This window comes from Pseudomonas sp. NPDC087690, from assembly GCF_044743175.1.
Classification (GTDB): Bacteria; Pseudomonadota; Gammaproteobacteria; order Pseudomonadales; family Pseudomonadaceae; genus Aquipseudomonas.
This window is the reverse complement of record NZ_JBIUVX010000011.1, coordinates 43,107-66,255: the sequence shown is the minus strand read 5'-3', so window position 1 is coordinate 66,255 and position 23,149 is coordinate 43,107. Positions and strand designations below refer to the sequence as shown.

Annotated in this window: 22 protein-coding genes and 1 pseudogene (1 of these 23 running past the window's edge); 12 read left to right on the top strand and 11 right to left on the bottom strand. The window is 60.5% G+C overall.

Annotated features, from left to right (window positions below):
* Nucleotides 1-44 precede the first annotated feature (44 nt).
* The 3 genes from ACIPIZ_RS14215 (at nt 45) to rhtB (ending at nt 3,335) form a co-directional block, all read left to right on the top strand.
* The gene (locus ACIPIZ_RS14215) at nt 45-1,955 is read left to right on the top strand and encodes an ATP-binding cassette domain-containing protein (protein WP_038359116.1); all 1,911 of its coding nucleotides are present in this window, start codon (nt 45-47) and stop codon (nt 1,953-1,955) included.
* On the top strand, nt 1,955-2,536 hold the full coding sequence (locus ACIPIZ_RS14210) for a mechanosensitive ion channel family protein (protein WP_016985893.1): 582 nt from the start codon (nt 1,955-1,957) through the stop codon (nt 2,534-2,536). Before ACIPIZ_RS14215 ends, ACIPIZ_RS14210 begins: the two co-directional genes overlap by 1 nt.
* 166 nt (nt 2,537-2,702) lie before the next feature.
* Nucleotides 2,703-3,335, top strand: a complete 633-nt coding sequence (rhtB, locus tag ACIPIZ_RS14205) for a homoserine/homoserine lactone efflux protein (protein ID WP_034152015.1) — start codon at nt 2,703-2,705, stop codon at nt 3,333-3,335.
* Between the two features lie 60 nt (nt 3,336-3,395).
* Here the strand turns inward: rhtB and ACIPIZ_RS14200 are convergent, their stop codons facing one another.
* The 4 genes from ACIPIZ_RS14200 to ACIPIZ_RS14185 all read right to left on the bottom strand — a co-directional run bounded on the left by ACIPIZ_RS14200 (nt 3,396) and on the right by ACIPIZ_RS14185 (nt 6,651).
* Nucleotides 3,396-4,139 (bottom strand): penicillin-binding protein activator LpoB, encoded by a 744-nt coding sequence (locus tag ACIPIZ_RS14200; protein WP_401165784.1) that lies wholly within the window; start codon nt 4,137-4,139, stop codon nt 3,396-3,398.
* 3 nt (nt 4,140-4,142) lie between these two features.
* Nucleotides 4,143-4,730 (bottom strand): penicillin-binding protein activator LpoB, encoded by a 588-nt coding sequence (lpoB, locus tag ACIPIZ_RS14195; RefSeq protein ID WP_064389507.1) that lies wholly within the window; start codon nt 4,728-4,730, stop codon nt 4,143-4,145.
* Nucleotides 4,731-4,765: 35 nt separating this feature from the next.
* Nucleotides 4,766-5,146 (bottom strand): YcfL family protein, encoded by a 381-nt coding sequence (locus ACIPIZ_RS14190; protein ID WP_105704803.1) that lies wholly within the window; start codon nt 5,144-5,146, stop codon nt 4,766-4,768.
* Nucleotides 5,147-5,256: 110 nt separating this feature from the next.
* On the bottom strand, nt 5,257-6,651 hold the full coding sequence (locus tag ACIPIZ_RS14185; protein WP_401165823.1) for a COG3014 family protein: 1,395 nt from the start codon (nt 6,649-6,651) through the stop codon (nt 5,257-5,259).
* Nucleotides 6,652-6,823: 172 nt separating this feature from the next.
* Between ACIPIZ_RS14185 and ACIPIZ_RS14180 the strand changes: the two genes are divergently transcribed.
* The 3 genes from ACIPIZ_RS14180 to ACIPIZ_RS14170 all read left to right on the top strand — a co-directional run bounded on the left by ACIPIZ_RS14180 (nt 6,824) and on the right by ACIPIZ_RS14170 (nt 10,281).
* Entirely contained in the window at nt 6,824-7,723 is a 900-nt protein-coding gene (locus ACIPIZ_RS14180) for a LysR family transcriptional regulator (protein ID WP_064389506.1), read from the top strand.
* A 75-nt stretch (nt 7,724-7,798) separates the two neighbouring features.
* Nucleotides 7,799-9,694, top strand: a complete 1,896-nt coding sequence (locus ACIPIZ_RS14175) for an FTR1 family protein (RefSeq protein WP_105704640.1) — start codon at nt 7,799-7,801, stop codon at nt 9,692-9,694.
* Nucleotides 9,695-9,825: 131 nt separating this feature from the next.
* On the top strand, nt 9,826-10,281 hold the full coding sequence (locus ACIPIZ_RS14170) for a YaiI/YqxD family protein (RefSeq protein ID WP_105704639.1): 456 nt from the start codon (nt 9,826-9,828) through the stop codon (nt 10,279-10,281).
* 117 nt (nt 10,282-10,398) lie between these two features.
* Here the strand turns inward: ACIPIZ_RS14170 and elbB are convergent, their stop codons facing one another.
* Nucleotides 10,399-11,067, bottom strand: coding sequence for an isoprenoid biosynthesis glyoxalase ElbB (gene elbB, locus ACIPIZ_RS14165; RefSeq protein ID WP_401165781.1), 669 nt, complete (start codon nt 11,065-11,067; stop codon nt 10,399-10,401).
* Between the two features lie 115 nt (nt 11,068-11,182).
* Between elbB and ACIPIZ_RS14160 the strand changes: the two genes are divergently transcribed.
* Nucleotides 11,183-12,418: a sterol desaturase family protein gene (locus ACIPIZ_RS14160; RefSeq protein WP_401165779.1), complete on the top strand. Its 1,236-nt coding sequence runs from the start codon at nt 11,183-11,185 to the stop codon at nt 12,416-12,418.
* Here the strand turns inward: ACIPIZ_RS14160 and ACIPIZ_RS14155 are convergent.
* A complete protein-coding gene (locus ACIPIZ_RS14155; protein ID WP_064389502.1) occupies nt 12,399-13,049 on the bottom strand; it encodes a DedA family protein in 651 nt (216 codons plus the stop codon). The two genes, ACIPIZ_RS14160 and ACIPIZ_RS14155, sit on opposite strands and share 20 nt — an antisense overlap.
* 207 nt (nt 13,050-13,256) lie before the next feature.
* Between ACIPIZ_RS14155 and hemB the strand changes: the two genes are divergently transcribed.
* Nucleotides 13,257-14,270, top strand: a complete 1,014-nt coding sequence (hemB, locus tag ACIPIZ_RS14150) for a porphobilinogen synthase (protein WP_401165778.1) — start codon at nt 13,257-13,259, stop codon at nt 14,268-14,270.
* An 18-nt stretch (nt 14,271-14,288) separates the two neighbouring features.
* Nucleotides 14,289-16,514, top strand: a complete 2,226-nt coding sequence (ppk1, locus tag ACIPIZ_RS14145) for a polyphosphate kinase 1 (RefSeq protein ID WP_064389500.1) — start codon at nt 14,289-14,291, stop codon at nt 16,512-16,514.
* Between the two features lie 351 nt (nt 16,515-16,865).
* Here ppk1 and ppx read toward each other — a convergent pair whose 3' ends face one another.
* The 5 genes from ppx to ACIPIZ_RS14120 form a co-directional block, all read right to left on the bottom strand.
* On the bottom strand, nt 16,866-18,368 hold the full coding sequence (gene ppx / locus ACIPIZ_RS14140; protein ID WP_064389499.1) for an exopolyphosphatase: 1,503 nt from the start codon (nt 18,366-18,368) through the stop codon (nt 16,866-16,868).
* A 207-nt stretch (nt 18,369-18,575) separates the two neighbouring features.
* Nucleotides 18,576-19,313, bottom strand: coding sequence for an amino acid ABC transporter ATP-binding protein (locus ACIPIZ_RS14135; protein ID WP_105704635.1), 738 nt, complete (start codon nt 19,311-19,313; stop codon nt 18,576-18,578).
* A complete protein-coding gene (locus ACIPIZ_RS14130) occupies nt 19,300-19,950 on the bottom strand; it encodes an amino acid ABC transporter permease (protein ID WP_064389497.1) in 651 nt (216 codons plus the stop codon). Before ACIPIZ_RS14130 ends, ACIPIZ_RS14135 begins: the two co-directional genes overlap by 14 nt.
* Nucleotides 19,947-20,621: an amino acid ABC transporter permease gene (locus tag ACIPIZ_RS14125; RefSeq protein WP_064389496.1), complete on the bottom strand. Its 675-nt coding sequence runs from the start codon at nt 20,619-20,621 to the stop codon at nt 19,947-19,949. Before ACIPIZ_RS14125 ends, ACIPIZ_RS14130 begins: the two co-directional genes overlap by 4 nt.
* A 21-nt stretch (nt 20,622-20,642) precedes the next feature.
* Nucleotides 20,643-21,428, bottom strand: coding sequence for a transporter substrate-binding domain-containing protein (locus tag ACIPIZ_RS14120; RefSeq protein WP_064389495.1), 786 nt, complete (start codon nt 21,426-21,428; stop codon nt 20,643-20,645).
* Nucleotides 21,429-21,684: 256 nt separating this feature from the next.
* Here ACIPIZ_RS14120 and ACIPIZ_RS14115 point away from each other — a divergent pair, with 256 nt between their 5' ends.
* The 3 genes and pseudogenes from ACIPIZ_RS14115 to rho all read left to right on the top strand — a co-directional run.
* A complete protein-coding gene (locus tag ACIPIZ_RS14115; protein ID WP_064389494.1) occupies nt 21,685-22,392 on the top strand; it encodes a FadR/GntR family transcriptional regulator in 708 nt (235 codons plus the stop codon).
* A gap of 120 nt (nt 22,393-22,512) precedes the next feature.
* A complete protein-coding gene (gene trxA / locus ACIPIZ_RS14110) occupies nt 22,513-22,842 on the top strand; it encodes a thioredoxin TrxA (RefSeq protein WP_064389493.1) in 330 nt (109 codons plus the stop codon).
* A 249-nt stretch (nt 22,843-23,091) separates the two neighbouring features.
* A pseudogene (rho, locus tag ACIPIZ_RS14105) lies at nt 23,092-23,149 on the top strand (transcription termination factor Rho) (it continues 1,167 nt past the right edge of the window).

The following is a 23,149-nucleotide window of genomic DNA, read 5'->3' as shown; positions in this document are numbered from 1 at the left end:
ACTCGCGCCAGTTGTGAGCGAAGCTGGTAGACTCCGCCGCCATTATGATCCGACTTCAGAACCTGACTTTACAGCGTGGCCCGCAACGTCTGCTAGAAGACGCCGAGCTGACCCTGCACGCCGGCCACAAAGCCGGCCTAATCGGTGCCAACGGCGCCGGCAAATCGAGCCTGTTCGCCCTGATTCGGGGTGAGCTGCACCCGGACTCGGGTGATTGCTTCCTGCCGGCTGACTGGCGCATCGCTCACATGCGCCAGGAAATCGAGACGCTCGAGCGCCTTGCCGTCGACTATGTGCTCGATGGCGACCTGCGTCTACGCGAGGTGCAACGTGACCTCGCCGCTGCCGAAGCGGCGCACGACGGTGCCGCTCAGGCCCGCCTGCACTCGGAACTCGACAGCGCCGACGGTTACACCGCCGATGCGCGGGCGCGCAAGTTGCTTGCCGGCCTGGGTTTCACCAACGAACAGATGGATCGTCAGGTCGGGGATTTCTCCGGTGGCTGGCGCATGCGTCTGAACCTGGCGCAAGCGCTGATGTGCCCGTCGGATCTGTTGCTGCTCGACGAGCCGACCAACCACTTGGACCTCGACGCGATCATCTGGCTCGAAGAGTGGCTGAAAAGCTACCCGGGCACCTTGCTGCTGATCTCCCACGACCGCGATTTCCTTGACGAAGTCGTCGATCACGTGGCACATGTCGATCAGCGCAAAATCACCCTCTATCGCGGCGGCTATACCGCGTTCGAACGCGCCCGAGCCGAGCGTCTGGCCCAGCAGCAACAGGCCTACGAGAAGCAGCAGGCGCAACGTGCGCACATGGAAAGCTACATCGCCCGCTTCAAGGCGCAAGCGACCAAGGCCCGTCAGGCGCAGAGCCGGATCAAGGCCCTGGAGCGGATGGAAGAACTGTCGGCCGCCCACGTCGACTCGCCGTTCGACTTCGTCTTCCGCGAGTCGACCAAGATCTCCAGCCCGCTGATCGACCTGTCCGACGCGCGTCTGGGTTACGGCGACAAAACCATCCTGGAGAAGGTCAAGCTGCAACTGACCCCGGGTGCGCGGATCGGCCTGCTCGGCCCGAACGGCGCGGGTAAATCGACCCTGATCAAGAACCTTGCCGGCGAGCTGTCTCCGCTGGGTGGGCGCCTGACCCGTGGCGAGAACACCGTGGTCGGTTACTTCGCTCAGCATCAGCTCGATTCGCTGGACGCCAAGGCCAGCCCGTTGCTGCATTTGCAGCGTCTGGCGCCGACCGAGCGCGAGCAGACCCTGCGCGACTTCCTCGGTGGTTTCGATTTCCGTGGCGCACGCATCGACGAACCGGTGCTGAATTTCTCCGGTGGCGAAAAGGCCCGACTGGCCTTGGCGCTGATCGCCTGGGAACGGCCGAACCTGCTGCTGCTCGACGAACCGACCAACCACCTCGACCTGGAAATGCGCCTGGCGCTGACCATGGCATTGCAGGAATTCAGCGGCGCAGTGTTGGTGGTGTCTCACGATCGGCACTTGCTCAAGAGCACCACCGACAATTTCTACCTGGTCGCTGACGGCAAGGTCGAGGAGTTCGATGGCGACCTCGAAGACTACGCACGCTGGCTGGTGGAATACCGTCAGCGCAATGCCCCTGTCAGTAATACTCCGGTGAACCCGGACAAGACCGACAAGAAGGCCCAGCGTCAGGCTGCCGCGGCCTTGCGTCAGCAACTGGCGCCGCACAAGCGTGAAGCCGACAAGCTCGAAGCCGAACTGGGCAAGCTCCACGAGAAGCTCGCCAAGGTCGATGCCAGCCTCGGCGACAGCGACATATACGAGCCGGCGCGCAAGAACGAGTTGCGTGATCTGCTGGCCGAACAGGCCAAGCTGAAGGTTCGCGAAGGCGAGCTGGAAGAGGCGTGGATGGAAGCCCTCGAGGTGCTGGAAAGCATGCAGGCGGAGCTGGAGGCGCTGTCCTGATGGAAGCGTTCAAGCTGCCGCTGCCGGCGGTGTGGGTCGAGCCGATCTGGTTTACGGTGCAGATTCTGCTGATCCTGCTGGCCGGCTATCTCACCCAGCGCTTTGTCGCCAAAGGCCTGACCCGACTGGGTGAGCGCTATCCGTTCCCGCCGCAATTGCTGATGCCGCTGCGTGGAGTGCTGCGCTGGCTGATCATGGGCAGTGCGCTGATCTTCGTCCTGGAGCGCCTCGGCGTCTCGGCCACGGTGTTGTGGACGGCGTTGTCGGGTTTCGTCGCGGTGGCGGCGGTCGCGTTCTTCGCGATGTGGAGTGTGCTGTCGAATTTGCTCTGCGCGATTCTGATCTTCACGGTCGGGCCGTTTCGGCTGGGCGATATCGTTGAGTTGGTGGACACCACCGACAAGCCGGGCGTGAAGGGGCGAGTGGTGGCGATCAATCTGCTCTACACCACGTTGATCGAGGCGGAAGAATTGGGGACTGGCAGCGCGATGGTGCAGGTGCCGAACAGCTTGTTCTTCCAGCGCTCGGTGCGGCGTTGGCGCGGGACGGATGTGTTTCCTTCCAGCGGGTTTGAGAAGTAAGTCTTAAAGCAAGATCAAAAGATCGTCCGATCGCGGCCCGAGCCTGCGGCAGCTCCTACAAGGATCGCATTCCCATGTAGGAGCTGCCGCAGGCTGCGATTTTTTGCTTTTAGGCCCAATCCGCATTAGCTTGAGCGTCTGTCACGATTCAGATGTGAGGTGTGCGATGGAGCTTCAAACATGGCTGGCGTTTTTTGCCGCCTGCTGGGTGATCAGCCTTTCCCCGGGTGCTGGCGCCATTGCGTCGATGTCCAGCGGTCTGCAATACGGGTTCTGGCGCGGCTACTGGAATGCGCTCGGTCTGCAAATCGGTCTGGCTGTACAGATTGCGATTGTCGGCGCCGGCGTTGGCGCGATCCTCACCGCTTCGGCCACGGCCTTCCACGCGATCAAATGGTTCGGCGTCGCCTACCTGGTGTATCTGGCCATCAAGCAATGGCGCGCGCTGCCCATGGACATGAGCGATGACGCGGCGGTGCGGCCGATCGGCAAGCCGCTGGCGCTGGTGTTCCGTGGCTTTCTGGTCAACATCAGCAACCCCAAGGCGTTGGTGTTCATGCTCGCGGTGCTGCCGCAGTTCATCAACCCGCATGCACCGCTGTTGATTCAGTACGTGGTGATCGGCGTGACCATGGTCTGTGTCGACCTGATTGTGATGGCCGGTTACACCGGTTTAGCGTCGAAGGTCTTGCGTCTGTTGCGCACACCGCAGCAGCAGAAACGCATGAACCGCACGTTTGCCGGGCTGTTCATCGGCGCTGCGGCGTTTATGGCGACGTTGCGTAAAGCCGCCGCGTAAACCCCACAGGCACAAAAAAGGCGACCTCCCGAGGTCGCCTTTTTATTGCCTGCGAGTTACTCAGCGCAGAATCACCGGCGGTGTGTCTGCTGGCAGATTGTTACGCTGAGCCGGCTCGCGCGATGGTTCGTAACTGCCACCGCCGAGCTGCTGGCTCAATTGCCCGGCGACATCCTCACCCAAGGCCTTGGACACGTCACGGACTACCCGTGGACGGTTCAGCGACACATGGATGTCCCGGCTGTTCACCAGTTTGGTGTCCTGCGCTTCACCCATCGCGGTGAAGGCCGAGATGATTTCGTAGGTCTTGGTATTGATCAGGCTGAAATCCGCGACCAGGGTCAGGGCCAGCACCGCTGAATAGCTGTCGGTGTTCGCCAGCTCGTTCATGTCCTGAGTGAAGTCGATGTCGGACACCGTGCCGAAGAGCACGTAGTCGGCGCCCTTGTAGCTGCCAGCCTTGATCCGCTTGATCACGTCGTAGACATCGCCCTTGGACGACGCCGTGTACGGTTTGCCTTGGATCAACTGGAACATGCCGGTACGGAGGATTTCGCCTTTGATGTCGCCGGTGAACCGGCGCAATTCGGTCTGCTGGATGTAGCTGTTGGGCGTTTCGTATTCCTCATAGCTCGATGAGCCGCTGGCGCCGTAATAACTCTCCTGGTGATTGCTCTGCGCCGAGATGGTGTGAATGTATTGCTCCACGCGTTCTTCGTACGCCAGGTCGGCAACAGCAACTTTCGGGGCCGCCTGCACGCTGAACGCGCAAGCCAGGGCCAACAGGCCAATCCATGTGCGCATCGATCAACGCTCCGTGGTTTTGCGGATTTCTTTTTCGTCCATCCATTCGGCCAGACCGCTTTCGACATCGATCAGTTGCAGGCTGAATTTGTAGAAGACGTCCTTGTAATCGCTGCTGCGCTTGACGATCGAGCTGATCGAACCTTCAAGCCGGTATTTGGCGGCGATCATGTTGCCAGTCTTGGCCACGGTGCTCTTCTTGTACAGGCCGCTCTGGTTTTGCAGCTTGAGCTGATCGATCTGGCTTTGCATCGCGGTGTTGTCGCTGGCGAAGCGGGCCACCCCGGATTTCATCAACTGAGTCTTGATGCTGGTGGTTATTTCGCGGGTGTCGATGTATTCGCTGGTCTTGTTCATCACGTCGTAGACCTGAACCACCGGACGGCCCTGCAGAACCCCGGACTGGGCCAGCGAGCGGGTCATCGACTCGGCGATCATCTGCAGGTCGGTGGAGCCGAACTCGTTGGTGACGGTTTCAACCGCTCTGGGGTCGCCGTAACTGATATTGCTGCTGCCCAGGGTTGGCGAGTTGTCGACACAACCGGAGACCAGCAAGGCGAAAACGGCGAGGCAGGAGACGCGTGCAAACATGGGAGTGCTCTCTGGAACGAAATAGGGCGTCGGGTTCAAGGCGTCTGGAGTTCCAGACGAAAGTCCACGGCTTTCGGGGTGGGAGCGATGCTCTGGAGGAAGCTGTTCTGTCCGCCGTAGATCAACTGGGGTTTCCAGACTTCATCGTCGGCGACTGGAAAGCCTTCAGCACTGAGCCAGGCGAAACGGTAATAGAAGGTCTTGTTGCGCTTGTCGGTGTTGTTCAATTGCACGCCAACAGTCATGAAGCCGTTTTCCCGGGCGACGCGCATGTTACCGATCGCAATGTTCTTCAGCTCGCCCATCGCCACCACTTTGCTCGCCGCGCTGCCCGGGGCCGGGGGTGACGGTGGAGGCGTTGCGCAACCGCTGGTCAGCAAGGCGAAGGCCGCCACCGCGATGAGTTTGAAGCGCATGCAAAGACTCCGTTCTTGAGGTTGTCCGAGGCGGGCGACGGGGCACACGCCGATGCTCGGAAGATTGACGGTCTGCCCGATTTTCTTCAAGCGCCAACGCACGACTTGAGTCATTTCCCTTTCAGGCCCGACACTGCCGCTGTCGGCGGTACGTAAGCGGTGCCGATGATAAATAACCGGTCGCCGAATGCCCGCAGGTTGATGACCTGGTGATCACGATCAATGCGAACGGTCAGCGTACCGGCAGCATTGGGCGCATTGATGGTGTGGTTGCCCTTTTTCAGGCGCAGTCGCGCTACCAGGGTTTTATCGGGCAGGGTGCGCCAGGTGCGGGTATCCGCCTCTTCGAATAAATCTTTTTCGGTCACGACCAGTGAGGCCTTGGTGGGGTTTTGGGTGTTGTAAGAAGCTTGGCCGACGGCCGCCATATTGGCGCGGAACCGCGCCGATTCAATGATATCGGGCATGTCATCACGCAAGGTGCGCGTCGCCATGTCGGTAACGCTGTTGATGAGGCTCAAGGGGCGTTTGCGCGCATCGACCTTGATCGAGTCGAAAGACGGCGTGACCGCGTCCGGCACCATCACCGGAAAGGAAATCGGTGCCTCGATGACCAGGGTTTCATTGAGCTGCACTGGAATCAGTACTTTGACCGAGGCGCGGGCAGGGGCCAGGCCACTTTGCACCACGATCAACACGTCGCTTTCGTCAGCCCGCGCCGGCGGTTTGTCGAGATTGCGTAACGCTTGCTCGAGAAAAGGTACGTTGGGGCGCAGTTCGATGGCTTGCCGATAGCCCGGTGCAGCCAGATCACGCTCGCCCAAGGCCTCATAGGTGAAACCGGCCAGATAATGGCTGAACGCACTCTGGTAACCGTTTTTCAATTCGATGACCGACGGCGCATCAAGGGTGGTCACCGGGTAGCCCCGCAGGTCCTTGTAATGCACCTTGATGCCCTGTGCCTTGGCTAGCTCTTCGGCTTCGTCGTACTGGTGCTCGCGCGCTCGGGCGATCAGCGCTTCGCGCTCGTGGGTTTTCTTGATGTCGGTCCGGGCGCCTTCGAAGTCGTTGACGGACAATTGGTTGAGGGCCATTTGCGTGGTCAGCATGACCTTTTCGTAGTCATAACCGTCGTAGCGCTGCAGTTTGTCATTGACCAACATGACGCCCATTTCCCGGCCTAATTGACCGAGGAATTTCATCGGTGCGGAAGACACGGCGTCTTCGCGCTGGGCAATCATCTGGTCAGCACTGCGCCAGGCCATCTGGCTCTCGGGCAGCAAGCTGCCGAGGCTGAGGACCGCGCCTTTTTCGAAGTAATAGAGCAGATCCTTGGATTCCCACGGGTTGTTCCACTCGATCAGGTACAGCGCGGCATCGACATTGCCCATCATCAGTTGATCGGTGGTTTGCTGCATTTCCAGGTCGTAATTGCGGTAAGCGGCGCATCCGTTGAGTTGCGCAACGATGCTGAGCAGCACAGTCAACAGCAGGCAGTGACGCATGACGGTGGCTTCTTCCTTGGGCGCAAAGGGGCTGATGTGGCGCATTATAAGGATCAGTGGTGGCAATGTGCTTGGCTGTTTTGCACAGCGTCTGCGCGGCCTGTCAGGTGCCAGGCCAGCACTGGTTGAGCTAGGCTTGCGCCCCCGCTGCTCAATTCAAACCGGTGCCCTGATGAATCAACTGCTGGCCATGCGTGCGTTCCGTTGCATCGTCGAGTGTCACGGTTTCAGCGCCGCTGCCGAACGGCTCGACACCACGCACTCGACCATCTCCCGGCAGTTGCAGCAGTTGGAAGCTGAACTCGGCACGCGGCTGATCAATCGCAACACCCGACGCTTCAGCCTGACCACCGCGGGCCAGCAGTATTACGCCGCGTGCGTGGACATTCTCGAGCGCCTCGATCAGGCCGCCGTCGCCGTGGCGCAAGCCCATGAAAGCCCCAGCGGCGTTTTGCGTATCAGCGCACCCATGGTCATCGGTACGCTGGAACTGGCCAACTGGTTGCCGGCGTTTCAGCAGCGCTATCCCGAAATTGAAGTCGATTTGTCCTGCGATGACCGTTTTGTCGATCTGATTGCCGAGGGCTTCGATGTGGCCCTGCGCATTTGCGGGGCGCTGGAGGATTCATCGCTGGTGGCGCGATTGCTGACGGTGTCGCCGATGCTGCTGGTGGCTTCGCCGGCCTACGTGGCTCGGCATGGTTTGGTGCGACAGATACGCGAATTGGCGGAACATCAGATGCTGGGATTCACTGCTGGAAGCGATTGGTTGCTGACTGATTCCCATGGCGCAACCACACCAGTCAATCCCCAAGGTCGCTTCAAAACCGATTCGATCAGCTCGCTGCACGCCGCCGCACTGGCTGGCGTCGGTATTGCCGCGTTCACCCGGGCTACGGTGCAGGACGACTTGTTGAGCGGACGTCTGGTGCACATCCTGCCGGATTGCAGCCTCGGCCAGCGGCACTATTACGCGCTGTATCCCCACGCCCGCCACGTTGCGCTCAAGGTAAAGGTTTTCGTCGAATTCATGGCTGAGCATTACCGCAATCTCACGGCACCTTTACGCTGAATGCCGACAAAGCTTGAGGGAAACGCCTGCGAAGTGAACAATATGTAACTTCGCATTTCCATTTGAGAACTGTTCATGATTGCCTCGTCCCGATTCCTGGCCTGGCTGGTGTTCCCGCTGTGCGCGCTGAGCAGCTTCAACCTGCTGGCCGATACCGTGGAAGGCGCTCCGCAAGCGCTGCACCTGCTTGATTACATCAGCGCGGATTACCCGCCGACGGTCGAGGCTGGAACAGTCGTCGATGATGCCGAATACCGTGAGCAACTGGAGTTCACCCAAGCGCTGCAAAGCCTGATCGCGGGCATGCCGGGCAATCCTGAAAAAGCCGCGCTGGAACAGGGCATCAGTGTCTTGCACGCTGCCATCACCGCCAAGCAGGACGGTGCGCAAGTCGCCCGTCAGGCGCGGCAACTGGGCGCGCAACTGGCGGTGGCGTATGAAGTCAGCCAAGCGCCGATCATCACTCCGGATCCCACCCGTGGCGCGCCGCTCTATGCGCAGAATTGCTCGGTGTGCCACGGCGCCAGCGGTGTCGGCGACGGCCCTGCAGGCCTGGGCATGACGCCGGCGCCGGCCAATCTGCGTGACGCTGCGCGGATGGACCATCTGAGCCTTTATGCGATCTACAACACCCTCGGCCAAGGTGTTGAAGGCACTGACATGCCGGCGTTTGCCGACCAGCTCGATGATCGTCAGCGTTGGGATCTGGCCACCTACATCGCGGGCTTCAGCGCCGAGGCTGCGGCCGCCAAATCCGAGAAGACCTACAACATCGCCGATCTGGCCCGCCAGACCCCAGCCGAAGTGCTGGCCGCCGAAGGTATGCCCGCCGCCGCGACCTTTCGTGCACAACGGGCGCAACCGCCGCAGGTCAAGCGTGGCCCGGCGCAGTTGCTCGACTACACCGCAGCGACACTGGACAAGAGCCTTGCCGCCTACCGCGCCGGCGAGCACGATCAGGCCTACGACCTGTCGGTGGCGGCGTATCTGGAAGGCTTCGAACTGGTCGAGAGTTCGCTGGATAACGTCGATGCCAACGTGCGCAAGGACACTGAGAAGTCGTTGATGGCGTACCGGCAGTCATTGCAGGATGGTTTGCCCGTCGAGCAGGCCGAGCAGCGTCTGGACGCGGCCAAGGCCAAGCTGAAAGAGTCCGCCGGCCTGTTGGGCAGCGATGGCTTGAGCTGGTCGCTCAGCTACATCTCCGGTCTGCTGATTTTGCTGCGCGAAGGCCTGGAAGCGATTCTGGTGCTGGCGGCTATCCTTGCCTTCCTGCGCAATACCGGTCAGCAATCGGCGGTGCGCAGTGTCAACGTCGGTTGGGGTTTGGCGCTGTTGGCCGGCCTCGGCACCTGGGCGTTGGCAGCGTATGTCATCGATGTCAGCGGCTCGCAGCGTGAGCTGCTGGAAGGCGCGACGGCGCTGTTCGCCAGTGTGATGGTGCTGTGGCTTGGCGTGTGGATGCACGACCGTCGCCATGCAGCGGCTTGGCAGGATTACATCAAGAGCAGTCTGGTCGGCGGTGGCGGACGCTTCGGCTTTGCGATTCTGGCGTTCTTCTCGGTGTACCGCGAGTTGTTCGAGGTGATCCTGTTCTACGAAACCCTGTGGCTGCAGGCGGGCCCGGCCGGGCATGACGCGGTGCTCGCCGGTGGCGCGACGGCGCTGGTGCTGCTGGTCGGACTGGCGTGGGTGATCCTGCGTGGCTCGGCGAAACTGCCGCTGACGCTGTTCTTCAGCATCAACGCGGCGTTGCTGTGCGCATTGTCGGTGGTGTTCGCCGGGCATGGCGTGAAGGCGTTGCAGGAGGCCGGGATCTTCGGCACGCGGCCAGTGGCGTTCTTTGAGTTTGACTGGCTGGGGATTCATGCCGATGCGTATTCGTTGACGGCGCAGGCCGTGGCGATTGTGGCGATTGTTGTGTTGTATGGGCGTAGTTGGGTGGCTGAGAAGCGGCGGGTAGCCGCTTAACAGCATTCGCTGCGCTCACATTCGCGAGCAAGTCGAATCGTCGCACCGTCACTCCCACAGGATTTGCGCGTAACCTGTGGGAGTGACGGTGCTCACATTCGACTTGCTCGCGAATTTTTTGGAGGTAAAAAATGCGTGTATGGATCGATGCCGACGCTTGCCCTCGGGCGGCGAAGGATCTGGTGGTGAAGTTCGCCCTCAAGCGCCAGTTCGAAGTGGTAATGGTGGCCGGGCAGCCGCAGATCAAGCCGGGGCTGGCCATCGTCAAGCTGATCGTGGTGCCGAGCGGGCCGGATGCGGCGGACGATTATCTGGTCGAACACGCGGTGCCGGGGGAACTGGTGATCTGCAGCGATATCCCGCTGGCCGATCGGCTGGTGAAGAAGGGCGTGGCGGCGCTCGACCCGCGCGGCAAGGAGTTCGATGCGCAGAACATGGGTGAACGGCTGGCAGTGCGCAATCTGTTCACCGACCTGCGTGAGCAAGGCCAGATGAGCGGCGGCCCCGCGCCGTTTGGCGACCGCGAAAAGCAGGCGTTTGCCAATGCGCTGGACCGGATCCTCACGCGCCTGACCCGCAACACCTGAGCCCCACACAAATCCCTTGTAGGAGTGAGCCTGCTCGCGATAGCGGTCGATCATTCAACAGATATGTTGCCTGACACACCGTCATCGCGAGCAGGCTCACTCCTACAATAGACCGTGTCAGGCGTCATTTTCGTGGGTCAGCTCTAATACTCGGTCGACCAGTTTGTTGATGCCCGAGGCTGCCTCGCTGATGTTCTGCGCCAGCATGTAAGCCGGGGTCGTCACCAGTTTGCGCGCCTTGTCTTCAATGATCTCGGTCACCGCGCAATCTTCGTGGGTGGCGCCCATCTTGTTCATCGCCGTGGCGGTGTCGGCATCGTTGCCGATGGTGCAGGTCACGCCCGGGCCGTAGATCTTCGCGGCCAATGCCGGCGAGATGCACATCAGGCCCACTGGTTTGCCTGCTTCGGCGAATGCCTCCGCCAGCGCCAGCACTTCAGGCTGCACGCTGCAGCCAGAGCCTTCGACGGCAAAGTTGGACAGGTTTTTCGCCGCACCAAAGCCGCCGGGCACGATCAGTGCGTCGAAGTCGTCAACGTCGGCCTCGCGGATGTCCTTGATGTTGCCACGGGCAATCCGCGCCGATTCCACCAGCACATTGCGCGACTCGGGCATTTCTTCGCCGGTCAGGTGGTTGATCACATGCAATTGCGCGATGTTCGGGGCGAAGCACTGCACCTGGGCGCCGCGTTGGTCGAGGCGCAGCAGGGTGATGACGCTCTCATGGATCTCGGCGCCGTCGTATACGCCACTGCCGGACAGGATCACTGCAACTTTTTTGCTCATGGTTTTCTCTCCAGATTCATGGCGCTAAATGTCCACTAAATTGTCGCGCGTTGCCATAGGGTTAATGGGCGGCTACACCTAGGATCAGTCCTCAAGACTTCATTCAGGGCGCGTCATGGACTTCATTCTGTATGCGGTGCCGTTTTTCCTCGTGTTGATCGCGGTTGAACTGATTGCCGACCGCTGGCGCGGGGTCAGCAACTATCGCCTGGCGGACGCGGTGAACAGCATCAGCACCGGTGTGTTGTCGACCACCACCGGGTTGCTGACCAAAGGTGTCGGGCTGCTCACGTACGCGTTTGCCCTGGAACATCTGGCCTGGCTCAGGCTGCCGACGGACCGCGTCTGGGTCTGGGTGTTTGCGTTCGTCCTCTACGACTTCTGCTACTACTGGCTGCACCGCATGGGGCATGAGCGCAATATCCTCTGGGCCGCGCATTCGGTGCATCACCAGAGCGAGGAATACAACCTCTCCACCGCGTTGCGCCAGACCAGCACCGGGTTTCTGCTCGGCTGGGTTTTCTACCTGCCGATGGCGTTGCTTGGCGTGCCGCTGCTGGTGTTTGTCAGCGTCGCGGCGCTCAACCTGCTGTATCAATTCTGGGTGCACACCAGGCACATTCCCAAGCTCGGCTGGTTCGAGTGGTGCTTCGTTACGCCATCCAATCATCGGGCTCACCATGCACAGAACGCTCTCTACATGGATCGCAACTACGGCGGGGTGTTCATTCTTTGGGACCGGTTGTTCGGCACGTTTCAGGAAGAGGACGATAACGAACCGGTGATTTTCGGTGTGACCACGCCATTGGCGAGCTGGAATCCGCTGTGGGCCAACCTGCAGTTTTATGCGCAATTGTGGGATGACGCACGCCGGGCCGAGCGCCCGTGGGACAAGCTGCGGATCTGGTTCATGCGCACCGGTTGGCGGCCGGCGGACGTGGCGGCGAAGTACCCGATGAGCAAGCCGGATCTGGCTCGATTCCGCAAATTCGACGTGCCGCTCGAGCGGCGCCTGCAGTGGTATGTGGCGCTGCAGTTTTGCGTCTACATCGCGCTGGGCAGTTATCTGATGAACCTGGAACGCAGCCTGCCGACGGCCGCGCTGTTACTCGGCTGGAGCGCGGTGGCGTTCGGGGTGTTTGCGTTGGGCGTGGCCCTGGAGAATCGCCCGTGGGCGCTGAAGGTCGAACTGTTACGGCTGGGGTTGAACGTGCCGCTGCTGTGGCTGGCGCCGCTGGTCGGGCTTTGGCCGGCCAGCCCGCTGATGTGGGCGGGCCTGCTCGGTTACAGCCTGCTCAGTGTTGGCGGGCTGTACGTGAGTCGCCAGTGCGTTATTCGGCTGGCGTCTTAGGGTCGGCGGTTTTTGCCTGTTCGGCTTGCTGCAGTTGCAAGGCTTTTGCTGCTTGCTCGTCGGCGTAAACCTGTTTCGCCAGACGGGCATTCTTGAAGCGCCGACGCAGCCACAGGCCGACGCCCAGCACCAGCAACGCACCGAGCACCCACAGCTCATATTTTTTGATACTGCCGAGCATGCCTTCCAGCACCGCGCCGAAGTGATAAGCGGCAGCAGCCAGCGCCGTGGCCCAGATCGCTGCGCCAATGCCGTTCAGCAGCAGGTAACGTCCCGGCGGATAACCCGACAGGCCGATCGCCACCGGCATCACCGTACGCAGGCCATAGACGAAGCGGAAGCTCAGCACCCAGATATCCGGATGCCTGCGAATGTGTTCCAGCGCGCGGTCACCCATCATCTGCCAGCGTGGTTTGCGCGCGAGCAATTTGCGCCCGTGCTTGCGCCCCATGAAGTACCACAGCTGATCGCCGGCATAGCTGCCGAAGAACGCCACGACCACCACAATATTGATGTCCATGTATCCACGGAACGCGAGGAAGCCCGCGAGCACCAGAATGGTTTCGCCTTCGAAGAACGTGCCGAGAAACAAGGCAAAGTAGCCAAAGTCATGCAGAAATTGTTGGAGCATTGTCTGGGTGCTGGCGAAATGAACGCGCAGCCTAACCCTTCGGACACATTCATGAAAGTGTCCAAATGTGTCTCGACGTGAACAATTCCTACACTGAGAATGGAATACGGCTACATGTCGCGGACCTCACACAACTGTCATCTGTTCGTCATAATGGCCGTCTATAACTGTCACGCTCGCCCGTTTGCGCGGGCTCAGGAGTCTGCCGTGAGCTTTACCCCAGCCAACCGTCTGTTCCCTGCAACGCGCCTGCGTCGTAATCGCCGTGATGATTTTTCGCGTCGGCTGGTCCGGGAAAATGTGCTGACGGTCGACGATCTGATCCTGCCGGTATTCGTGCTCGACGGTGAAAACCGCCGCGAAGCCGTGGCCTCGATGCCCGGGGTAGAGCGCTTGAGCATCGATTTGCTGCTCGAAGAAGCTGCCAAGTGGGTCGAGCTGGGGATTCCGGCGCTGGCATTGTTCCCGGTGACTCCTGCCGAATTGAAATCCCTCGACGGTGCCGAAGCGTGGAACCCCGAAGGCATTGCCCAGCGCGCTACCCGCGCCCTGCGTGAGCGCTTCCCGGAGCTGGGGGTGATCACCGACGTTGCGCTCGATCCGTTCACCACCCACGGTCAGGACGGCATCCTCGACGACGAAGGCTACGTGCAGAACGACATCACCGTTGATGCACTGGTCCGCCAGGCCTTGTCCCATGCCGAAGCCGGCGCCCAGGTCGTCGCGCCGTCGGACATGATGGACGGTCGCATCCAGGCCATTCGCGAAGCGCTGGAAATCGCTGGCCACGTCAACGTGCGGATCATGGCTTATTCGGCCAAGTACGCCAGCGCCTACTACGGGCCGTTCCGCGATGCCGTGGGTTCGGCCTCTAACCTCGGCAAGGCCAACAAAGCCTCTTATCAGATGGATCCGGCCAACAGCGACGAAGCGTTGCACGAAGTCGGTGCGGACTTGTCTGAAGGCGCGGACATGGTCATGGTCAAACCCGGTATGCCGTATCTGGATATTCTTTTCCGGGTAAAAGATGCCTTCAAAGTGCCGACCTTCGTCTATCAGGTCAGTGGCGAATACGCCATGCATATGGCAGCGATCCAGAATGGCTGGTTGAGCGAAGCGGTGATTCTCGAATCACTGACCGCCTTTAAACGTGCCGGTGCAGATGGCATCCTGACTTACTTTGCCGTTCGTGCCGCTCAATTGTTACGAGAGCAGAAATAGCCCTCCCAGGAACATTCCATGAATACCGAAGGACTCACTGAAGTTGCCGTAAAAGAAGCTCAACCGGTGGTCGAGCAAATCACTGAAACCCCGCCGGAACTGGAGCCAGCGCCATCCGCGCCGGTGGCCGAAACCGCTGTGGCGGTGCCGGCGATTGCCATTCCCGGTCTGGATGACAGCAGCCTGTATATCCACCGTGAGCTTTCGCAATTGCAGTTCAACATCCGCGTGCTGGAACAGGCGCTGGACGAGTCCTATCCATTGCTGGAGCGGCTGAAATTCCTGCTGATTTTCTCCAGCAACCTGGATGAATTCTTCGAAATTCGCGTGGCCGGCCTGAAAAAACAGATCACCTTCGCCCGTGAACAGGCCGGTGCCGATGGCCTGCAACCGCATCAAGCACTGGCGCGGATCAGCGAGCTGGTCCACGGCCACGTTGACCGCCAGTACGCAATCCTCAATGACATTCTGCTGCCGGAGCTGGAAAAGCATCAGGTGCGCTTCATCCGTCGCCGTAACTGGACGGTCAAGCTGAAAACCTGGGTACGCCGCTATTTCCGCGACGAGATCGCGCCGATCATCACCCCGATCGGCCTCGACCCGACGCACCCGTTCCCGTTGCTTGTGAACAAGAGCCTGAACTTCATCGTCGAGCTGGAAGGCATCGACGCCTTCGGTCGCGATTCCGGTCTGGCGATCATCCCGGCGCCGCGTCTGCTGCCACGGATCATCAAGGTGCCGGAAGAAGTCGGCGGCCCGGGCGACAACTATGTATTTCTGTCGTCGATGATCCACGCCCACGCCGATGACCTGTTCCAGGGCATGAAGGTTAAGGGCTGCTACCAGTTCCGTCTGACCCGAAACGCCGACCTGGCGCTCGACTCCGAAGATGTCGAAGACCTGGCCCGCGCGCTGCGTGGCGAGTTGTTCTCGCGTCGCTACGGTGATGCGGTGCGTCTGGAAGTCGCTGACACTTGCCCGAAACATCTCTCGGACTACTTGCTCAAACAGTTCAACCTGAGCGAGAGCGAGCTGTATCAGGTCAACGGCCCGGTCAACCTGACGCGGCTGTTCAGCATCACCGGCCTGGACAGCCACCCGGAACTGCAATACACGCCGTTCACCCCGCAGATTCCGAAACTGCTGCAGAACAGCGAAAACATCTTCAGTGTGGTCAGCAAGCAGGACATCCTCTTGCTGCACCCCTTCGAGTCGTTCACCCCGGTGGTCGACCTGCTGCGCCAAGCCGCAAAAGATCCTCACGTTCTCGCTGTGCGCCAGACCCTGTACCGCTCCGGTGCCAACTCCGAGATCGTCGATGCGCTGGTGGATGCCGCGCGTAACGGCAAGGAAGTGACGGCGGTCATCGAGCTGCGCGCGCGGTTCGACGAAGAGTCCAACCTGCAACTGGCCAGCCGTCTGCAAGCGGCCGGTGCGGTGGTGATCTACGGCGTGGTCGGCTTCAAGACCCACGCCAAGATGATGCTGATCCTGCGTCGCGAGGCCGGCGAGATCGTCCGCTACGCGCACCTCGGCACCGGTAACTACCACGCCGGTAACGCCAAGCTGTACACCGACTACAGTTTGCTGACCTCTGACGATGCCTTGTGCGAAGACGTCGGCAAACTGTTCAGTCAGTTGATCGGCATGGGCAAGACCCTGCGCATGAAAAAGCTGCTGCATGCGCCGTTTACCCTGAAAAAGGGCATGCTCGACATGATTGCCCGCGAGACCCAGTTCGCCGTCGAAGGCAAGCCGGCGCACATCATCGCCAAGTTCAACTCGCTGACCGATCCGAAGATCATCCGCGCGCTGTACAAGGCCAGCCAGTCCGGTGTGCGCATCGATCTGGTGGTGCGCGGCATGTGCTGTCTGCGCCCGGGGATTGCCGGGGTTTCGCACAACATTCATGTGCGCTCGATCATTGGTCGCTTCCTGGAACACACCCGCGTGTTCTATTTCCTCAATGGCGGTGAAGAGCAGATGTTCCTCTCCAGCGCCGACTGGATGGAACGCAACCTCGACAAGCGCGTCGAGACTTGCTTCCCGGTCGAAGGCAAGAAACTGCTGACCCGCGTGAAGAAAGAGCTGGAGCTGTACCTGACCGACAACACCCACAGCTGGAGCCTGCAATCGGATGGCCGTTACATCCGCAACACGCCGACCGGTAACCAGAACCCGAGGAGTGCGCAGGCGACGTTGCTGGAACGCTTGGGTAGCCCGATCTTGCCGGTGAGCAGTTGAGGCCTTGAAGTCAAAAGCCCCTCACCCTAACCCTCTCCCAGAGGGAGAGGGGACTGACCGAGGTGTCTTGCGCTATACGCCGACCTGAGAAATCGAGACGAACTCAGGTTTGAACAGCCCTCAAATCGGCTCCCTCTACCTCGGGAGTGGGCTGGGGTGAGGGGCAGGCCCGCCCCCATCTCAAACAAACCCAATAAAAAAGGCGATCCCCATGGATCGCCTTTTTTGTACCTGTCATCCACACACCTGTAGGAGCTGCCGAAGGCTGCGATCTTCTGATCTTGATCCTGTAGAAACAAGATCAAAAGATCGCAGCCTGCGGCAGCTCCTACAGGGGGGATTTGCGGTGTATCAGTGGACGGTGAGGACGATGCCCACCCGCGTCAGCCAATCCGCCTCAAGCCCGAAATCCGCCTGAGTCAGCTGATTCTCATCCAGCCAGTTCTCCGGGAATTCCACATCCAGGTTGTTGCCCTTCGCGCGCAACACCACCTGCGGCATCGCCTGCGTGCCACGAATGTGGTGGAACAGGATCGCAAAGCGCAGCAGTACGCAAAGGCGAATCAGCTTGTCGCCGTCGTCACCGAAGTCAGCAAATTTGTCCTTGGGAATGTTGCGGCGATGGCCGCGCACCAATAGCGCGAGCATCTGTTGGTCTTCGCGGGAGAAGCCGGCGAGGTCCGAGTGCTCGATCAGGTAGGCGCCGTGCTTATGGTAGTGATAGTGGGCAATGTCGAGGCCGACTTCGTGCACTTTCGCTGCCCAGCCGAGGAGTTCGCGCCAGATACCGTCATCCAGTTCCCAGTCCGCCGCGACCTGATCAAACGCGTGCAAGGCTTTGCGCTCGACTCGCGCCGCCTGTTCCAGATCGACGTGGTAGCGCTCCATCAGCGAGGTCAGGGTGCGTTCGCGCACGTCTTCGTGATGATGGCGGCCGAGCAGATCGTAAAGTACGCCTTCACGCAGCGCGCCATCGCAGTGATCCATGCGTTGCAGCTCGAGGGCATCGAAAATGGCTTCGAGAATCGCCAGGCCCGCCGGGAAAATGGTCCGGCGATCCGGTTTGATGCCTTCGAAATCGATCTTGTCGACATCACCGAGCTTGAACAGGCGACGCTTGAGCCACGCCAGGCCTTCGGCATTCACTTCGCCAGTGCCATGGCCGCCGGCCTTCAGCGCCAGACCGATCGCGCGGATGGTGCCCGAGGAGCCGATGGCTTCATCCCAGGTCAGCCGGTGCAGGGCGTGTTCGATGCTCATGATCTCCAGCCGCGCCGCCGTGTACGCCTGGGCATAGCGGGCCGGGGTGATCTTGCCGTCCTTGAAATAGCGCTGGGTGAAGCTGACGCAGCCCATTTGCAGGCTTTCGCGCAGCAGCGGCTCGAAGCGCTGGCCGATGATGAATTCGGTACTGCCGCCGCCGATGTCGGCCACCAGGCGTTTGCCCGGAGTGTCGGCGAGGGTGTGCGAGACGCCGAGGTAGATCAGGCGCGCCTCTTCACGGCCGGAGATGACTTCCACCGGGTGGCCGAGGATTTCTTCGGCGCGGTGGATGAATTCGAGGCGGTTGCGCGCTTCCCGCAAGGCGTTGGTGCCAACGATACGCACGGCGCCCAGCGGCATACCGTTGATCAGTTGGGCAAAGCGCTTGAGGCAATCGAGCCCGCGCTGCATCGATTCTTCGTTGAGCTTGCGCTCATCGTCGATGCCGGCGGCCAGCTGAACCTTCTCGCCGAGGCGCTCGAGAATGCGGATTTCGCCGTTCTGGGCCTTGGCCACGACCATGTGAAAGCTGTTGGAGCCCAGGTCGATTGCGGCGATCAGGGACAGATTCTTGGCTTGGGATTGCGGCATGGTCAGGGGGTCTCGGTCGATAACCTCGACATCGTGCCACGATCAAACGCTGGCGCCAACGCGCATGGTTCAAACCGTTGATTCAGCGCAGAAAGTCGGTGACCGCTGCGCGGTCAATCGCGAGCAGGCTCACTCCTACAGGTGAACGCATTCCCATGTAGGAGTGAGCCTGCTCGCGATGAGGGCCTGGAAGCCCCTGTATTTCTCTCAGGCTGTTGCTTCAACTGTGCCAATAAAGTTCGCCAGCTCCGCCGTCTGCGGGTTGGCAAACAACACTTTCGGATCCCCCACCTCATGCACCTTGCCATGGTGCATGAACACCAATTTGTCTCCCACCTCGCGGGCAAAGCGCATTTCGTGGGTGACCATGATCAGCGTCATGCCTTCCCTGGCCAGTTGCCGCACCACGCTAAGCACTTCATTGACCAGTTCCGGGTCGAGCGCCGAGGTGATCTCGTCGCACAGCAAAACCTTCGGCGACATCGCCAGTGCCCGGGCAATCGCCACGCGCTGTTGCTGGCCGCCGGACAGCCGATCCGGGAAGGCATCGAATTTCTCACCCAGACCGACCCGCTCCAGCATCTCGCGAGCCAGTTCGGCCGCTTTGGCCTTCGGCACTTTCTGCACCACTTGCGGCGCGAGCATGACGTTTTCACCCACGGTCAGGTGCGGGAACAGGTTGAACTGCTGAAAGACCATGCCGACCTTCTGCCGCAAGCTGCGCAGGTCGGCGCGGGCGGCGTCGAGGTATTCGCCATCGACTTCGATCACGCCGTCGTTGATTGACTCCAGGCCATTGAGGGTGCGCAGCAGGGTGGATTTGCCCGAGCCGCTGCGGCCGATGATCGCCACCACCTGGCCTTCCTCGACGCTGAGGTCGATGCCTTTTAGCACGTGGTGATCGCCGTAGTATTTATGCAGGGCGGAAATTCTAAGCAGAGGCATGCAGTCTCCTTTCCAGGTAGCGCGCACTGAGGGACAAGGGGTAGCAGAGCAGGAAGTAGCCGAGGGCGACGAGGCCGTAGACCATGAACGGTTCAAACGTGGCATTGGCGAGCATGCCGCCGGTCTTGGTCAGCTCGGTGAAGCCGATGATCGAGGTCACGGCGGTGCCTTTGACCACTTGCACCGAGAAACCCACAGTCGGCGCCACGGCAATGCGCAACGCTTGCGGCAGGATCACGTAGCGCAGTTGCTCCAAAGGATTGAGTGCTAGGCTCGCCGAGGCTTCCCACTGGCCATTGGAGATCGACTCGACGCAACCGCGCCAGATCTCCGCCAAGTAGGCGCTGGTGAACAAGGTCAGGGCAATCGCTGCGGCCATCCACGGCGAAATTTCGATCCCGGCCAACGCCACGCCGAAGAACACCAGAAACAGTTGCATCAGCAGCGGCGTGCCTTGGAACAGTTCGATCCAGGTGCGGGCAATGCTGCTCGGCACAGGGCTTTTCGAAATGCGCATGATCAGGATCAGCAACCCGACGATCCCGCCGCCGATAAACGCCACCAGTGACAATGCCAGCGTCCATTGCAGGCCGGTGAGCAGGTTGCGCAGGATGTCCCAGAAGGTGAAATCGCTCATGTGCGGCTCCCGCTTCGACTGATGTAGCGGCGACCGATCCAGTTGAGCAACTGGCGGATCAGCAGTGCCATGCACAGGTAGATCAGTGTGGTCAGCGCGTAGGTTTCAAAGGCGCGGAAGTTGCGCGACTGAATGAAGTTGGCAGCGAAGCTGAGTTCTTCGGTGGCGATCTGCGAGCACACCGCCGAGCCGAGCATGACGATGATGATCTGACTACTCAGCGCCGGCCAGACCTTGCCCAGTGCCGGCAGCAGAACCACATGACGGAACGCCTCGAAGCGCGTCATCGCCAGCGCCGCTGCGGCTTCCAGCTGTCCGCGGGGGATTGCTTGAATACCCGCACGGATGATCTCGGTCGAATAGGCGCCAAGGTTGATCACCATCGCCAGCACCGCCGCTTGCCACTCGGAAATCTGCACGCCCAGCGACGGCAGGCCGAAGAAGATGAAGAACAACTGCACCAGAAACGGCGTGTTGCGGATCAACTCGACGTAGACGCCGAAAATTGCCGAGAACGGGCGGATGTTCCACGCCCGCACCAACGCCCCGACAATCCCGACGCCCACCCCAAGCAACGCGCCAATGGCCGTCAGCTCAAGGGTAAACAGCGCCCCGCGCAGCAACAGGTCGGTGTTTTCCACCACCGGCATGAAATCGAACTGATAAGCCATGAAGGTCTCCCGCGCAGTCGATCAGAGATCGGCCGGCAGCGGCTCTTTCAGCCAGGTCTGTGAATTCTTTTCCAGTGCGCCGTCAGCCTTGGCGGTGGTCAGGATGTCGTTGACCTTGGCCAGCAGCGCCGTTTCGTTCTTGTTGACGCCGACGTAGACCGGCGAATCCTTGAGCTTCACTTTCAGCGCTGGCACGCGTTTCGGGTTCTTTTCGCTGATCGCGACCATGACCACGTTGCCGCTGGCGATCAGGTCGACTTGGCCGGCGAGGTAGGCGGCAATGGTCGAGTTGTTGTCTTCGAAGCGTTTGATGGTCACGCCTTCGGGGGCGACTTTGCTCAGTTCGATGTCTTCGATGGCGCCACGGGTGACGCTGATGGTCTTGCCCTTGAGGTCGTCGAGGCTGGTAATGGCGGCGTCTGGTGGGCCGAATACCGCAAGGTAGAACGGGGCGTAGGCGCGGGAGAAGTCGATGACTTTTTCGCGCTCAGGGTTTTTGCCGAGGCTGGAAATCACCAGGTCGACCTTGCCGGTGGTCAGGAACGGGATTCGGTTGGTGCTGTTGACCGGGGTCAGTTCAAGTTTGACCTTGAGCTGGTCGGCCAGCAGTTTCGCCGTGTCGATGTCCAGACCGCGGGGCTTCATGTCCGGACCGACCGAGCCGAATGGCGGGAAGTCCTGCGGCACGGCGACTTTCAGCGTGCCGCGTTTGACCACGTCGTCGAGGCCGTCGGCGTGGGCGGGGATCTGGCTAAGCAACAGGCTGGAAAACAGGGCGGCGAGGAGGGCGCGGTAACGCAGGGTCATGGCAAATCTCCGGATCGGCGTGAAGTGATTTCTGCGTTCGGACAGAGCATGCGCCGTGCCAATACATGGGTTTCGCCCCGGCAGACCGCGGTTTCAGCGGCTTTGTTCGGTCTTACTGGTCTGAACAGTCAGGTTGTTTTTCGCACTGCTATCGCGCATCGGTACGCAACACCGAACCCCGCTGGGGCACGACTTGCCGGACTCGGCGAATAGCTTTACAACTAGCCGCACATTGGCTTGGTGCGTCTGAAAAACCATGAACTCGATTTCCCGTGCAGTACCCGAAGTGGCGCTGCAAGCGATCCGCAAACTGATCAGCGAACAGGGCTTCGGCGCGGGCGATGCCTTGCCGTCGCAACGGGATCTGGCGCTGCAATTGGGCGTGAGCCGAGCATCGTTGCGTGAAGCGCTATCGTCGCTGAGTGCGCTGGGCGTGGTCAGTATCCAGCCGGGCAAAGGCGTGTTCGTGCAGTCGCCAGTGGAGTTGTCGCGCGGCGATAGCGCGCCGGGGTGGTCGTTTGCGGCGCAGGCATCGCCGCTGGACATCTTTCAATTACGCTATGCGCTGGAAGGGTTTGCCGCAGGACTGGCTGCGGTGACCTTGAGCACGTTCGATCTGGATGCGCTGGAAGACAATGTCGCGGCCATGCGCGAGCAATTGAAGGCTGGCGACTTTGAGGCTGCGGCGAAACTCGACTTCGAATTCCACCGACGGATCCTGCTGGCCAGCGGCAATCAAGCGATGCTGAGCATCCTCACGGCCAGCGCCGAGATGTTCCTGGAAAGCCAGAAACTACCGTTCATCCGTGCCGAACGCGCCATGGAAACCTGGCAGGAACACCGCAAGATCCTCCGCGCCCTCGCGCGCCGGGCGTCGGGTGCTGCGCAGAAAGCCATGCAGGAACACGTGCGCAACGCGGCCCTGCGCACTGGAATCTCCTTCATTGCCCCCGCCACGGCGTGACTTGAGCTATACCCAGACTCATCGAGTGCCATAGCAAGACTCAATCAACTGCGGCTTCCTGAACAGGGGAAGGGCGGCTATGATGGGCCACGTTTTTTTGCTTACAACCTGGAGAATTCCATGAGCAGCGATCTTATCAAACACGTCACCGACGCTAGCTTCGACGTTGACGTCCTCAAGGCCGAAGGCGCTGTCCTGGTCGATTACTGGGCTGAATGGTGCGGTCCTTGCAAAATGATCGCTCCGGTTCTGGACGAGATTGCCGAGACTTACAAAGGCAAGCTGACCGTTGCCAAACTGAACATCGACGAGAACCAGGAAACCCCGGCCAAGCATGGCGTACGTGGTATCCCGACCTTGATGCTGTTCAAGAACGGTGATGTCGCTGCGACCAAAGTCGGCGCCCTGTCGAAGTCGCAACTGGCTGCTTTCCTCGACGCCAACATCTAAGCGTCGCTGTAAAGTGCCCGAAAAAAAAGCCTCGCAAATTGCGGGGCTTTTTGCGTATTCAGGGCTAGACGCTCTGAAACTCAGGTGGTACATTCGGCCCCGCACTGGTTTCTCCACTGCCCCCTGCTAGCCGTCGCCGACGCACTCCTTTTCGAATAAGTACGCGATCCTGTCGCCTTCTCCGCGGCGCGGCCTCATTAAGCCAAAAGCTTAATTTCCCCCCTCCATAAATGATTACGTCATTCCTATATGAATCTGACTGAACTCAAGCAAAAGCCGATTACCGAACTGCTCGAATTGGCCGAAC